The following is a 12,667-nucleotide window of genomic DNA, read 5'->3' on the forward strand; positions in this document are numbered from 1 at the left end:
ACCGCAGACAACAGGCAGGGACAGGTGAAATTCTCTTCATTTGACCCCGATCAACGTTTTTGTTATGTCCGCGTACAAGCCGAAATGTCGCATTACGCGCATGGCCATCCGGGCCCGGCACATCTTTGACGCGCGGGCCTGGTCAAGTGTCCGCAAAAACCGGACATACATGACAAAATTCAACGAACTGAACCTGAACCCGAAGGTCCTCAAAGCCATTGAAGAGGCCGGATACGAATCCCCCACTCCGATCCAGGAAGGCGCGATTCCGCCCGCTCTGGAAGGCCGTGATGTCTTGGGGATTGCCCAGACCGGCACTGGCAAGACCGCCAGCTTCACACTGCCGATGATCACCCTGCTGGCCCGTGGCCGCGCCCGCGCGCGCATGCCGCGCTCGCTGGTCCTGTGTCCGACGCGGGAACTGGCTGCTCAGGTGGCCGAGAATTTCGACACCTATACAAAGCACCTGAAACTGACCAAGGCGTTGTTGATCGGCGGTGTCAGCTTCAAAGAGCAAGAGGCGCTGATCGACCGCGGCGTCGACGTTCTGATCGCAACTCCGGGCCGCCTGCTGGACCATTTCGAACGTGGCAAGCTGCTGCTGACCGGTGTTCAGATCATGGTGGTGGACGAAGCCGACCGGATGCTGGATATGGGCTTTATTCCTGATATCGAACGCATCTTCTCGCTGACGCCGTTCACGCGGCAGACATTGTTCTTCTCGGCGACCATGGCTTCCGAGATCGAGCGCATCACGGATACTTTCCTGTCCGCCCCTGCCCGGGTTGAAGTCGCCCGGCAAGCGACCGCATCCGAGACGATCGAACAGGGCGTTGTCATGTTCAAAGGCGGCCGTCGGGACCGTGAAGCAAGCCAGAAACGCAACGTGCTGCGCGCCTTGATCGACGCAGAGGGCGAAAAGTGCACCAATGCAATCATCTTCTGCAACCGCAAGACAGATGTTGATATCTGCGCGAAATCGCTGAAGAAATACGGCTATGACGCTGCGGCGATCCATGGCGATCTGGACCAATCGCAGCGGATGAAGACGCTGGACGGGTTCCGCGACGGATCATTGCGTCTGCTGGTTGCGTCCGACGTCGCTGCGCGCGGTCTGGATGTTCCAGCCGTCAGCCACGTGTTCAATTTCGACGTCCCCGGCCACCCCGAAGATTACGTGCACCGTATCGGCCGCACCGGTCGCGCCGGGCGCGAAGGCAAGGCCATCACGATCTGCTCGGTCCGCGATGAAAAAGCCCTGGCTGCGATCGAAAAGCTGATCCAGAAGGACATCCCGCGCATCGACAATCCGGTCAAGGAAGAGCCCAAGCCTGAAAAGCCGAAGCCCGAGAAAAAAGCCCGGGACTCCGAAGCCAGGAAAGACACCCGGAAAGAGCGAGAGCCCAAAGGGCGTGGCCGTGGGCGCAAGGAAGACAATGGCCGGGCCGTGGTGGGTATGGGCGATCACCTGCCCAGCTTTATTGCCCTGAGCTTTGACGAGCGTCGTGCCGGCTAAATCGCCAGCACCAAGGCCAGTATAGAGACACCCAACAGCAACATCCCGGCGATTTCTCGCCGGGTGATCGTCTCGCGGAAAAACAGGATCGAGGCCATCAGGCTGAAGATCAGCTCTACCTGCCCCAGCGCTTTGACATAGGCTGCGTTTTGCAGGGTGAAGGCCCAGAACCAACAAAACGAACCGCCCAGACTGGTCAGGCCGACAAACACGCCGGTGGATCGGGTCTGCCACACCGCGCGCAGTTCGGCCCGGTCGCGCCACAACAGCCACAGGCCCATGCTGACGAACTGAAACGTCACGACGGCGGCCAGGGTGATCAATGCCCGGAACCAGGCGTCGACGTCACCCAATTGCAACGAGGCCCCGCGATAGCTGACGGCGGAGAACGCAAACAAAACCCCTGATCCAAGCCCCAATTGGGACGCGCGGTTGGTCAGATGCCGCCACCAGGCGCCGCCTCCTCCGGGGGTTTTCGACAGCAAAAGCACCGCCATCAACCCCAACAAGATCGCAACCAGCGCGCCGCTGGAAACGCTGTCGCCCAAAACCAGAAATCCGACGATCGCGGTCTGAATGACTTCGGTTTTCTTGAAGGTGATCCCGACCGCAAAGTTTCGTTGTTTGAACAACGCCACAACACAGATCGTCGCCAGGATTTGCGCCGTGCCTCCGATGACAGCGTACAGCCAGAACACTCCGCCAATCGGAGGCAAGCTGGCGCCCGTTGTCAGCATCGCCACAAACAGCCCGGCAACGGCCAGCGGCATGGAATACGCAAATCGCGCAAAAGTCGCGCCGGCGGCGGACAGTTTCACGCTGCTCAAGGATTTTTGCAGCATGAACCGCACAGTCTGAAAACTGGCGGCGGCGATGGTGACAGGGATCCAGAGACTCATGTCACCTGTTGTGTCGTCAAATCAAGACTTTGGCCAGAGCGGATGCGGCACCGGGTCCTTGGCGCGTAGAAGGTACTGCCGGAAGATCTGTGCATAAGAGCGGTAAACATACGCCTCATTGCAGGCCAGATACCTGTCTTTGCCATCCCGATACAACGACGGCAGCCGATACCATGGCGCGGCGGGATTCATATGATGTACAACATGCAGGTTGTTGTTCAGAAACAGAAACGCCAACGGCCCGCTGTCTTCGATAATAACGGTCCGCGCGCGGGACTTCTCGTGCGCGCGGTGTTCCAGAAACGTGCGGATCTTCAGCAACGCCAGCCCGATATAGGCCGAAATCAGATAGGCCCAGATCGGCATGGCCGATTGTGCAACGATCCACAGCACCGCAACCGCGCCGGGGATGTGCAAAGTCCAGGCCAGCAGGATCGCCCTGTCGCCGCGCCGCAGCCCCCGCCATTCGTCGCGCAGAAACAGCACCTGCCCAATGGCCGGACCGAGAACCATCCGCCCCAGAAGCGTGTTGTTCAGGGCCAGCACAGCCTGCACGCCGCGCGGCAGGTCCGCCCAAACCTTGGGATCCAGATAGTTGGATTCGGGGTCGTCATACGGGTCGGTCAAAGTGGCATCCTGATGATGCGCCAAATGCAGATCGCGAAAACGGTTATACGGAATGGCCAAGGTCAGCGGCAGCGCCATCAGCGCCTCATTCAGCCATTTGGCTCGGAACGGGTGCCCATGCAGGGCTTCGTGTGTCAAAGACGAATGCAGGGCGGCAACAAAGCCCAAAACCAGCGCCGTCAACCACAGCGAAACATCCGCCAACCAGAACAGCCCGACCAGCCATGCGGCATAGCAGCCGACGATCAGGGCAAATGTACCCCATTCGGGCGACTTGGGTGTCGAGGGCTCAGCCATTGCGCCCCCACGAAACTCCGGCCCAAATTCTTTCATAGACAATGTAAAGCGTCAGGCCGATGGCGGTATTCACCAGCGCCAATGCCCCGCCGACGGCGGCCGAGCCTGTGGCGATCAGGCCCACCAGCGTCATGGTCGCCAGACCCATGACATTCCACACGATTGCTTTCACGACAGATCTTCGCCGCGTTTCCATTTCGAACCCCATTCTTTTTGCTTTTACAAAGGGGTTACCGTTCAGTGCGCGTGCTGAAAATTCTGTATATGATTAACAAAACTCATCACTTGTGATATTTTTCATCTTATGCAGGAAAATATCGACAAACGCGACCGCGCCGCTCAATTCCGCCTACGCCTTGCCCGCGCGATGGAGGACCGTCACGTCAGCCAAAGCGCGCTTGCGCGCCATATCGGCGTGGACCGATCAACCGTATCTCAGTTGTTGACCGATCATGGCGCGCGTCTTCCCAATGCGCATGTTGTGGGTGGCTGCGCCGCGGCACTGGGCGTTTCGGCCGACTGGTTGCTGGGCCTGTCCGACAGGCCGGAAAGCGCGGCAGAGATTCTGGCCAGTTCCCTGTCCATTACCGAAGCGCCCCGCGCCCTGGTCGATGAGCGGATTTTCGACTGGCACAAAGAAGCCGCCGGGTACAAGATCCGCTATGTTCCGGCCACCCTGCCCGACATGCTCAAGACGCGCGCGGTGCTGGAGTGGGAATATGCCCCCCATCTGGGGCGCACGGCGGATCAGGCCATCGGTGCGTCCGAAGACAGGTTGGCCTGGATGCGCAGTGCGCAGTCTGATTACGAAATTGCAATGCCATTGTTCGAGATTGAAAGCTTTGCAACCGGCACGGGATATTACCATGGCCTTTGCCCGGAAATTCGTCAGGAGCAGATCGATCATCTGCTGGAGCTGTGTGAACAGCTTTATCCCCGAATGCGTGTCTATCTGTTCGATGCCAAACGGCTTTATTCAGCCCCTGTAACGATTTTCGGGCCGCTGCTGTGCGTTTTTTATGCAGGCAGTCACTATATGGCGTTCCGAGACCGGGACCGGATCGAGACGTTTTCACGGCACTTCGACACACTTGTGCGCGAGGCCGATGTGGCCGCCCGCGATTTCCCGGACCACTTGCGACAACTCAGAACGGCTGTATCCGGCAAGAATTGATGCAGCGGCGCAAAACCTGTGCTATCGTCCCTTGGCGCGAACCAACGGGCATTCCGATCACAAACGGAGGACCACAGGAATGGACGCAATTCAAACCGCTCAATACGCGCGCGCGCTGTATGCCGCGCACGGAGACCGGGCCGAGGCGGAAGCCGCGCAGAAAATGCGTGAATGCCAAGCCGCCGGAAACCAGAAAGAGGCGCAGGATTGGCAGGCGGTCCGTCAGACCATCCGCCAGATCCGAGGACCAAATCAGGGCTGACCTACAGTTTTGGGTCGGGATTGACCGTGTGCCCATCCACCGCAATCACCTGCCCAGACACCAGCCGCGCTGCGTCCGAAGCCAGAAAGACGGCCATATGGGCGATATCCTGCGCTTCCACGAAGCGCCCCATAGAGGTGCCCGAGGCATAGCCCTGATAGACCTCATCGCGGGTCATGCCTTTGGCGGCTGCCTCTCGGGCCAAGACACCTTCCATGCGCGGGCCCTCCACGGCACCCGGGCATATGGCGTTTGCGCGAATGCCCAGCGGCCCAAGTTCCATCGCCAGCGTTTTCATCAACCCTATGACCGCCCATTTGGCCGAGGCATAAGGCGCTCGGAACGGATAGCCGTACTGACCGGCGGTCGAAGAGGTCAGAATGATGCTGCCCGCCCGCGCCGACTTCATCATAGGGACTGCGTGCTTGGCGGCCAAAAAGGCCCCGTCCAGATTGACCGCGACGCAGGCGCGCCATGCATCCAGATCGATATCCTCGATCGCGCTGGTCGGCCCGGCGATTCCGGCATTTGCGCACAGAACATCCAGCCCGCCTGCGGCCCCGACAGCCTGAAACACCGCGCTCATGTCGGCCTCATTTGTCACATCAGCCCTGTGCGCCACCCAATGGTCGGGCAAGATATCCAGGGCTGACTGGTCAATATCCGTCACCCAGACATCATAGCCAGCAGCGTCAAACGCCGCGGCCATGGCATGACCGACACCCGATGCCCCGGCTGTTACCAATACGCGCCGGGTCACGATGGCGTCCGAATGGCAGCACCCGCCCCTTCAGGGTAAGGCAAAGCGGCCTGTGCCTCGGCAATCCGCGCCATCGCTGCTTCGATCCTGGGCGACGGCGGGCTGGGACGGCGGGTTTCAAGGCTGACGTGCAGCAGAAAGCTCTCGCCCGTGGCCAACAGCTTGTCGCCTTCATACATGCTGTGAAAGACATGCAGCTTCTTGCCCTGCCCCAACAGCATCTGCGTGCGCACGTCGATCTTCGCCCCTGCATGGACCTCGTCGATGTAACGGATGTGGTTCTCGGCTGTGAAATAGCTGCCACCCGACGCGATATACTCCATATCGCAACCGATGATCTCCATGAAACGGTCCGTGGCGGCCGCAAAGGCTTCCAGATACTTGGCTTCGTTCATGTGGCCGTTGTAATCCGTCCAGTCCAATGGAACGGCGCGGGACAGGGTCAGGATCGGCTGGCTCAGATCCGCCTGATCCAGCGACGGCAGGGCACCCGGTTTCAACAGCGCATCATGCTGGTTCAGCACCGCCCCCGCACCATAATTCTGCGCCTTGAGGGCCCGCATCATGCCAACAAGATTGTTGTCGCGAATGCGTTCCAGTTCCCGGATTGAATGCATTCCGGATTGCGCGTCTGACTGATCGGCGATCAGGTCGACCAGTTCATCGGTGAATTCCGGCACGTCCATCAGTTTGGTCCAGGGCCATTTCAAGGCTGGCCCGAACTGAGCCATGAAGTGCCGCATTCCCGCTTCACCTCCGGCCACGCGGTAGGTTTCGAACAATCCCATCTGTGCCCAGCGGATGCCAAAGCCCATTCGGATCGCCTCGTCGATTTCTTCGGTGGTGGCAATGCCATCCTTGACCAGCCAGAGCGCCTCGCGCCAGACAGCTTCCAGAAAGCGGTCGGCGATATGCGCGTCGATCTCTTTCTTGACATGCAGCGGAAAGAAGCCAACCGAGGTCAGCAATTCCCTGGCCCGTTCAATCATCTCCGGTGGGTTTTTGTCGGTCGGCACCAGCTCGATCAGCGGCAGCAGATAGACTGGGTTGAACGGGTGCGTCACGACGATCTGTTCGGGCCGCAAAGCACCGTCCTGAAGCTCGGATGGTTTGAACCCGCTGGTCGATGACCCGATGATCGCATCTGGATCACAGTCCTCTTGCAAGCCCTTGTAAACCTTCAGCTTCAAGTCCAGCCGCTCTGGCACGCTTTCCTGGATCCACGTCGCGCCCTGTACGGCGTCGGCCATGTCGCCATGAAAGCTCAGCGCGCCCTCGGCCGGTAATGGAACGTCACTCAGCCCCGGCAGGGATCGCCGCGCATTGTCCAGCACTTCGCCTATTTTGCGTTCTGCTTCAGGGTCCGGGTCGAACACCCGAACGTCCCAGCCATTGAGCAGGAACCGTGCGGCCCATCCGCCGCCGATGACACCGCCCCCGATAATTGCTGCCGTCTTTGTCATGCTGTCCTCTAATCGATACAGATTACCTGCGCGCGCCCCGCCTCATCCAGATGCGGAATGCATCCGAATTGCGGTGTCACCGCGCTGCATTGTTTGGTGTCCGACAGGCAGAACCCTGCGCAGTCAGAGGCTTTTTCACAGGAGCTTCCAGCGTCGGGCAAAGGTTCAAAGCAGATAAACTGCCGTATCCGCCCGCCCATCTCATAGCTTCCCCCTTTGGCTTCGCAGTTCTTGCGGGCCAAAGGGTCTTCCGCGGTCTGTGCCACCCCGACCCGGGGCAGACATACGGCCAGAACCGTCGCGCAGATTACAAGCACCGATCGCATTGCTCACTTCCTTTTGCTGGCACCCCTGCACCTACCGGTCATGGCAAGGGACGCAAACAGGTCAACCTTTGGGCGCCCGTTTGACCAGCCCCAGCTTCTCACGCACTTCCTGCGGCCCGATCACCCGCGCGCCCATGTTCTCGATGATGGTGCCTGCGCGTTCGACCAATTGCCAGTTTTCGGCCAGCACACCCTTGTCCAGCCACAGGTTGTCTTCGAGTCCCACGCGCACATTGCCGCCCGCCAGCACCGAGGCCGCCACATAGGCCATCTGATGCCGCCCCAGCGAGAACGCGCTGAAGGTCCAGTCATCGGGCACGTTGTTTACCATCGCCATGAAGGTGTTCAGATCATCCGGCGCGCCCCACGGCACGCCCATGCACAGTTGAACCAGGGCGTTGGGTTCTAGAATTCCCTCTTTCACCAGTTGCTTGGCAAACCACAGATGGCCGGTGTCAAAGGCCTCGATCTCGGGTTTCACGCCCAAATCGGTCATCATCTGCCCCATAGCCCGCAACGCGCCGGGCGTGTTGGTCATGACGTAATCCGCCTCGGCAAAGTTCATCGTGCCGCAATCCAGCGTGCAGATTTCGGGCAGACATTCGGCCACATGCGCCACACGCTCGGTCGCGCCAACCAGATCTGTTCCTGCCTGGGCCAGTGGCAGCGGGTTTTCGATGCCGCCGAACACCATGTCTCCGCCCATGCCAGCCGTAAGGTTCAGCACTGCGTCCACCTCGGCATCCCGAATCCGATCGGTCACCTCACGATACAGCGCCAGATCGCGCGACGGGGCGCCTGTTTCGGGGTCGCGCACATGGCAGTGCACCACGGCCGCACCTGCCTTCGCGGCGGCAATCGCACTGTCGGCAATTTGCTTCGGTGAACGTGGCACATGAGGGCTGCGATCCTGTGTCCCGCCCGAGCCGGTCACGGCGCAGGTGATGAAGACTTCGCGGTTCATTTCCAGAGGCATGGCGTTTTCCCCAAGTTATACCCGGTTTTGCCTTGGGTTTTCCCCAAGCTTCTCCCCGGATTCCGATTTGCGTTCTGCCCCGACTCTGGCGCAGCTTTGGGAAAACCACTTGGCAGAATGCGAATCGAACTTGATGCAATCCGCAAAAAACATACTGCAACCCGAACATCGGGCCCTGAAAACCGCCGTTCTGGTGCTGGATGAATGCAACACGCTCAGCTTCGCCTCGGCGGTCGATCCGATGCGCGCCGCCAACCGTCTGGCGGACCGGCCCGCCTTTGACTGGGATTATGTGACCGCCACAGCCGAACCCGCGATGCTGACAAGCGCCCTGCAAGTGCCCGGCATCCCGCTCTCTCGCCTGCAAGGCTGCGACCTTATGATTGTCGTCGCGGGCTTCCAACTGGCCCGCCACGCCACTCCCAGCCTGCTGGCCGGGCTGCGCCGCATTGCCGGTACCGGGGCGACGATGGCCGGGATTGACGGCGGCCCCTGGCTGCTGGCCGAGGCAGGGCTGCTGGACGGTCACCCTGCGACGACCCACTGGGAAGACCTGCAAAATTTCGCTTCCCGCTTCCCCGACGTCGACGTGCGCCCCGACCGCTTTACTGTCTCGGACGGTCGCCTGACCTCTGGCGGCGCGATTCCCGCTGTCGAGATGATGCTGCACATCATCGCCGCCCGTCATGGCGCGGGTTTCGCATCCCGTGTCTCGGGCCTGTTCCTCTATGATGGCGCGCCGGACCCGGGCACACCGCAAAGCCGCACCGGCGCACCACACCGCCACACCGCGCTGACGTCAAAGGCGAATTCGCTGATGCAGGCATCCCTGGATGACCCCCTGCCACTGGCCCATATCGCTGACCAGCTGGGCACCAGCCCGCGCACCCTGCAACAACAGTTCCGCCTTCGCCTGAACACCACGCCGCAGGATCACTATCTGCAACTGCGCCTGGCCGAGGCCCGCCGTCTGGTCACCGACACCGACCTTCCACTGATGGATGTCGCGCTGGCCACCGGTTTTTCCTCGCAATCCAGCTTTGCCCGCGCTTTCCGCACCGCCCACGGTCAATCGGCACGCGACCTCAGGCAAGAGCGCGCGCACCCCACCCATCACTGACCGGATCCAACTTCATCTGGCCAGAAATATCCCGGGGGAGGCACGCGCAGCGTGCCGGGGGCAGAGCCCCCTCGCCTCAGTACGGCATCGGGTGCGCCTTGTGGACAGCGTCCAACTCGGCCAGCACCTCGTTTGACAACGTCAAATCCGCACCGGCCAATACGTGTTCAAGCTGCGCGACCGTGGTCGCGCCAAAAATCGCCGACATCATGAATGGTCGCGAGCGGCACCAGGCCAGCGCCATATGGGTCGGATTCAGGCCATGTCGCGCGGCAACATCCATATAGGCCGCGACCGCATCAAAAACCCGGTCAGACTTGCGCCCGCCCAATTGAGGCGAAAGCGACATACGAGAGCCGTCCGGCACGGCCCCGCCCTGATATTTCCCGGTCAGCAGCCCGGTGCCCAGGGGTGAAAACGCCATCAGGCCGACATCTTCATGTACGCTCAGCTCGGCCATGTCGGTATCGAACAGACGGCACAGCAACGAATACTCATTCTGCACGGACGCCGCTCGCGGTGTGCCCGTCTGTTCGGCCAGTCTCAGCCACTGCGCCGTACCCCATGCGCTTTCATTCGACAGACCAAAAGCGCAGATGTTGCCTTTGTCCACCTGAACCTGCAAGGCCCCCAGACACTCCTGCATATTTTCCAGAACGTCCGCAGTATTGTGGCCCGAAGGCGCATAATCCCAGTTTTGACGGAACATATAGCTGCCGCGATTGGGCCAGTGGAACTGGTAGAGATCGATGTAATCCGTCTGCAAACGCCGCAAAGACCCTTCGATGGCCTCAGGAATGGTCTTGGCCGTGATCGGCGCACCGTCGCGAACATATGACAACCCCTCACCCGAATGCTTGGTCGCCAATACGAAATCCGCCCGGCGCGACGAATTTGCGGCGTTCCAGTTTCCAAGAATTTCTTCGGTACGACCAATTGTCTCTTTGGCGACAGGATTCACCGGATACATCTCGGCGGCATCCACAAAGTTGATCCCCGCGTCCAGCGCCATGTCCATCTGCCGGTGCGCATCCGATTCCGAGGTCTGCGTCCCGAACGTCATCGTCCCGAGGCAAAGATCGCTCACGACAATCCCGGTGCGGCCCAGAGGCTTCATCTGCATCCTCAAATCTCCTGATAAATGGCACAGCCCGTCAGGCTTCGGCCTTCTTTTCCCACCGCCCGGACTCCTCCGACCAGTATTGCGCGGCGCATCCGGCGCCGGTCAGCGCCTTCCACTGCCCGCGCGCGTGCTGCACGGCCATGTCGTCATTGCCGTCGAAAAGAATGCAAACCCGCTCCAGAGCCGACACTTCTTCGGGTTCGACCGGCGCGCCGTCCACCGCCATGACACACACCGCGCCGTTGGGGGCCTCGGCGCTGGTGGTCAGAAGGATCGGCTGCTCGGCGTCATGCGGGCCGCCTTCGCGACCATGCGGCAGGAACCCGTCCTCGGGGCCCAGCCACAGCTTTTCATCCAGCCAGTCCATCCGTGCGGGTTCGGTGCCCCGCACGGCAATCTTCCACCCGGCCTGTCGCGCCTTGTCCAGCAGCACAGGCAAGGTGTGCTCCAGCGGCTTGCGGGTCAGATGGTAGAAATAGACAGCACCCATTCGCTTACTCGAAATTGTCCTGCACGAACCGGCTCAGCGCGCGCACACCCCAGCCCGTAGCACCTTTGGGCGCATAGGATGTCTCGGACGCCACCGAGGCCACACCCGCGATATCCAGATGGATCCAGGGTGTATCCTCTTTCACGAAACGTTGCAGAAACTGCGCCGCCGTGATCGAGCCCGCCGGACGGCCACCGACGTTTTTCATGTCGGCGATGCGCGATTTGAGCAGCTTGTCATAGGCATCGCCCAACGGCATCCGCCACGCGCCTTCATCCTCGGCCCGGGCCGATTTCAGGAAGGCGTCACAGAATGTGTCATTGTTGGAAAACACACCTGCATTCTCATGACCCAGCCCGATGATGATCGCTCCGGTCAGGGTGGCCAGATCGATCATGCCCACCGGATTGAACCGCTCCTGCGCGTACCACATCACGTCGCACAGAACCAAACGGCCTTCGGCATCGGTGTTGATGATCTCGACCGTGTCGCCTTTCATCGACTTGACCACATCGCCCGGACGGGTGGCATTGCCCGAAGGCATGTTCTCGACCAGCCCGACAAGGCCCACCACATTGGCCTTGGCCTTGCGCTTGGCCAGCGCACGCATCGTGCCCGCGACAACGCCCGCGCCGCCCATGTCCATGGTCATGTCTTCCATGCCACCGGCCGGTTTCAGCGAAATGCCACCTGTGTCGAAAACCACGCCCTTGCCCACCAAAGCCAAGGGCGCATCGTCCTTGTCGCCACCATTCCAATGCATCACGACGACTTTGGACGGGCTGGCAGAGCCCTGCCCGACGCTCAACAAAGTGCGCATGCCCAGTTCAACCAGCTTGTCCTCTTCCAGAACTTCGACTTCCAGGCCCAGCTCCTGCATCTCGACAAGACGATCGGCAAATTCCGTGGTCGTCAGAACATTTGCAGGTTCGTTGGTCAGATCACGCGTCATCCGCACACCGTCGGCAATCGCGTATAGCGGTGCAAACTCTGCTTCGGCTTCCTTGGGTTTCGAATGTCCTATCGTAATCGAACCGCTGCCTTCGCTGTCCTTGGTTTTGTGCGCGTTGAAATCATAACTGCGCAGCACCATGCCAAGGGCCAGGTTTTCGGTCTGCGCCTGATTGCCGACCATCACCAGCATGTCCTTGCCACCCGCTGATTTGACCAACGCGGCACCAGCCTTGCGGGCCTCATCGGCTTCCGGGCGGCGCGGCAGCACCACGACGTCCAGCGCTTCGGCCGCCATCCCAGCCGGCCAGGCCATCGAGATAACATCGCCGGTCTTGGACTTTCCGAATTTCTCACTTTCGACAAGCCGCGCCACAGCGCCTTTCGTCAGGCGATTGGCCCGGCGCGCCGCAGGGTTCATTTTTCCGTCCGACGAAATGATGATGGCCACCCGCCCTTCGGCCTGCGCCATCGCATCCAAGTCAAACTCCTGAAAGCGGACCGGTATCAGACTGCTCATTGCAAACTCCTCGAATTCTGTTCCCCAAGACCTAGCCCGCGCCGCCCGACTTGACCAGATAGCAGTTTTCCCCGCGTTTCAATTGCAGTAAGGTCCCGCAAAAATAACCGGCAGGCTCGGGGGAGAAAGACGTGACACGAGAGGGCAGGCATACGCCGTCGCG

At 60.6% G+C, this 12,667-nt stretch carries 14 protein-coding genes; 4 read left to right on the forward strand and 10 right to left on the reverse strand.

Annotated elements, in window-relative coordinates; genetic code table 11:
• The first annotated feature begins 169 nt into the window (after positions 1-169).
• A complete protein-coding gene (locus ACR0I0_RS04510; protein WP_171632019.1) occupies positions 170-1,516 on the forward strand; it encodes a DEAD/DEAH box helicase in 1,347 nt (448 codons plus the stop codon).
• Here the strand turns inward: ACR0I0_RS04510 and ACR0I0_RS04515 are convergent.
• Genes ACR0I0_RS04515 through ACR0I0_RS04525 form a run of 3 tightly spaced genes read right to left on the reverse strand, consistent with a single transcriptional unit; the run spans position 1,513 to position 3,535 of the window.
• Complete coding sequence (locus ACR0I0_RS04515) at positions 1,513-2,415, reverse strand: EamA family transporter (protein ID WP_171328171.1); 903 nt, start codon at positions 2,413-2,415, stop codon at positions 1,513-1,515. The two genes, ACR0I0_RS04510 and ACR0I0_RS04515, sit on opposite strands and share 4 nt — an antisense overlap.
• 21 nt (positions 2,416-2,436) lie before the next feature.
• Positions 2,437-3,339 (reverse strand): fatty acid desaturase, encoded by a 903-nt coding sequence (locus tag ACR0I0_RS04520; protein WP_480487770.1) that lies wholly within the window; start codon positions 3,337-3,339, stop codon positions 2,437-2,439.
• Positions 3,332-3,535 carry a DUF2061 domain-containing protein gene (locus ACR0I0_RS04525; protein WP_171167827.1) on the reverse strand — a complete coding sequence of 68 codons (204 nt, stop codon included), beginning with the start codon at positions 3,533-3,535 and terminating at the stop codon, positions 3,332-3,334. The genes ACR0I0_RS04520 and ACR0I0_RS04525 overlap by 8 nt, the downstream gene beginning before the upstream one ends.
• Positions 3,536-3,643: 108 nt before the next feature.
• Here ACR0I0_RS04525 and ACR0I0_RS04530 point away from each other — a divergent pair, with 108 nt between their 5' ends.
• Entirely contained in the window at positions 3,644-4,513 is an 870-nt protein-coding gene (locus tag ACR0I0_RS04530; protein WP_480490347.1) for a helix-turn-helix domain-containing protein, read from the forward strand.
• A gap of 79 nt (positions 4,514-4,592) precedes the next feature.
• Positions 4,593-4,775 carry a hypothetical protein gene (locus ACR0I0_RS04535; RefSeq protein WP_480490349.1) on the forward strand — a complete coding sequence of 61 codons (183 nt, stop codon included), beginning with the start codon at positions 4,593-4,595 and terminating at the stop codon, positions 4,773-4,775.
• Position 4,776: 1 nt separating this feature from the next.
• Here the strand turns inward: ACR0I0_RS04535 and ACR0I0_RS04540 are convergent, their stop codons facing one another.
• From ACR0I0_RS04540 to bcoG, 4 genes are all read right to left on the reverse strand, one after another.
• Positions 4,777-5,535, reverse strand: coding sequence for an SDR family oxidoreductase (locus tag ACR0I0_RS04540; RefSeq protein WP_480490351.1), 759 nt, complete (start codon positions 5,533-5,535; stop codon positions 4,777-4,779).
• Positions 5,532-6,998 carry a carnitine 3-dehydrogenase gene (locus tag ACR0I0_RS04545; protein WP_480490352.1) on the reverse strand — a complete coding sequence of 489 codons (1,467 nt, stop codon included), beginning with the start codon at positions 6,996-6,998 and terminating at the stop codon, positions 5,532-5,534. Before ACR0I0_RS04545 ends, ACR0I0_RS04540 begins: the two co-directional genes overlap by 4 nt.
• Before the next feature lie 8 nt (positions 6,999-7,006).
• Positions 7,007-7,324, reverse strand: a complete 318-nt coding sequence (locus ACR0I0_RS04550) for a hypothetical protein (RefSeq protein WP_171632002.1) — start codon at positions 7,322-7,324, stop codon at positions 7,007-7,009.
• Positions 7,325-7,385: 61 nt separating this feature from the next.
• Positions 7,386-8,300 carry a 3-dehydrocarnitine:acetyl-CoA trimethylamine transferase BcoG gene (gene bcoG, locus ACR0I0_RS04555; RefSeq protein WP_171631999.1) on the reverse strand — a complete coding sequence of 305 codons (915 nt, stop codon included), beginning with the start codon at positions 8,298-8,300 and terminating at the stop codon, positions 7,386-7,388.
• A gap of 133 nt (positions 8,301-8,433) precedes the next feature.
• Here bcoG and ACR0I0_RS04560 point away from each other — a divergent pair, with 133 nt between their 5' ends.
• Positions 8,434-9,420, forward strand: coding sequence for a GlxA family transcriptional regulator (locus ACR0I0_RS04560; protein ID WP_171631997.1), 987 nt, complete (start codon positions 8,434-8,436; stop codon positions 9,418-9,420).
• A 76-nt stretch (positions 9,421-9,496) separates the two neighbouring features.
• Here ACR0I0_RS04560 and ACR0I0_RS04565 read toward each other — a convergent pair whose 3' ends face one another.
• The 3 genes from ACR0I0_RS04565 to ACR0I0_RS04575 are packed head-to-tail and all read right to left on the reverse strand — an operon-like array spanning position 9,497 to position 12,504.
• Positions 9,497-10,543, reverse strand: a complete 1,047-nt coding sequence (locus tag ACR0I0_RS04565) for an aldo/keto reductase (protein ID WP_210092454.1) — start codon at positions 10,541-10,543, stop codon at positions 9,497-9,499.
• Between the two features lie 31 nt (positions 10,544-10,574).
• Entirely contained in the window at positions 10,575-11,033 is a 459-nt protein-coding gene (locus ACR0I0_RS04570) for a DNA polymerase III subunit chi (protein WP_480490355.1), read from the reverse strand.
• Positions 11,034-11,037: 4 nt separating this feature from the next.
• Positions 11,038-12,504 (reverse strand): leucyl aminopeptidase, encoded by a 1,467-nt coding sequence (locus ACR0I0_RS04575; RefSeq protein ID WP_480490357.1) that lies wholly within the window; start codon positions 12,502-12,504, stop codon positions 11,038-11,040.
• Between the last annotated feature and the right edge of the window lie 163 nt (positions 12,505-12,667).

This window comes from Ruegeria sp. AG6 (assembly GCF_056541565.1).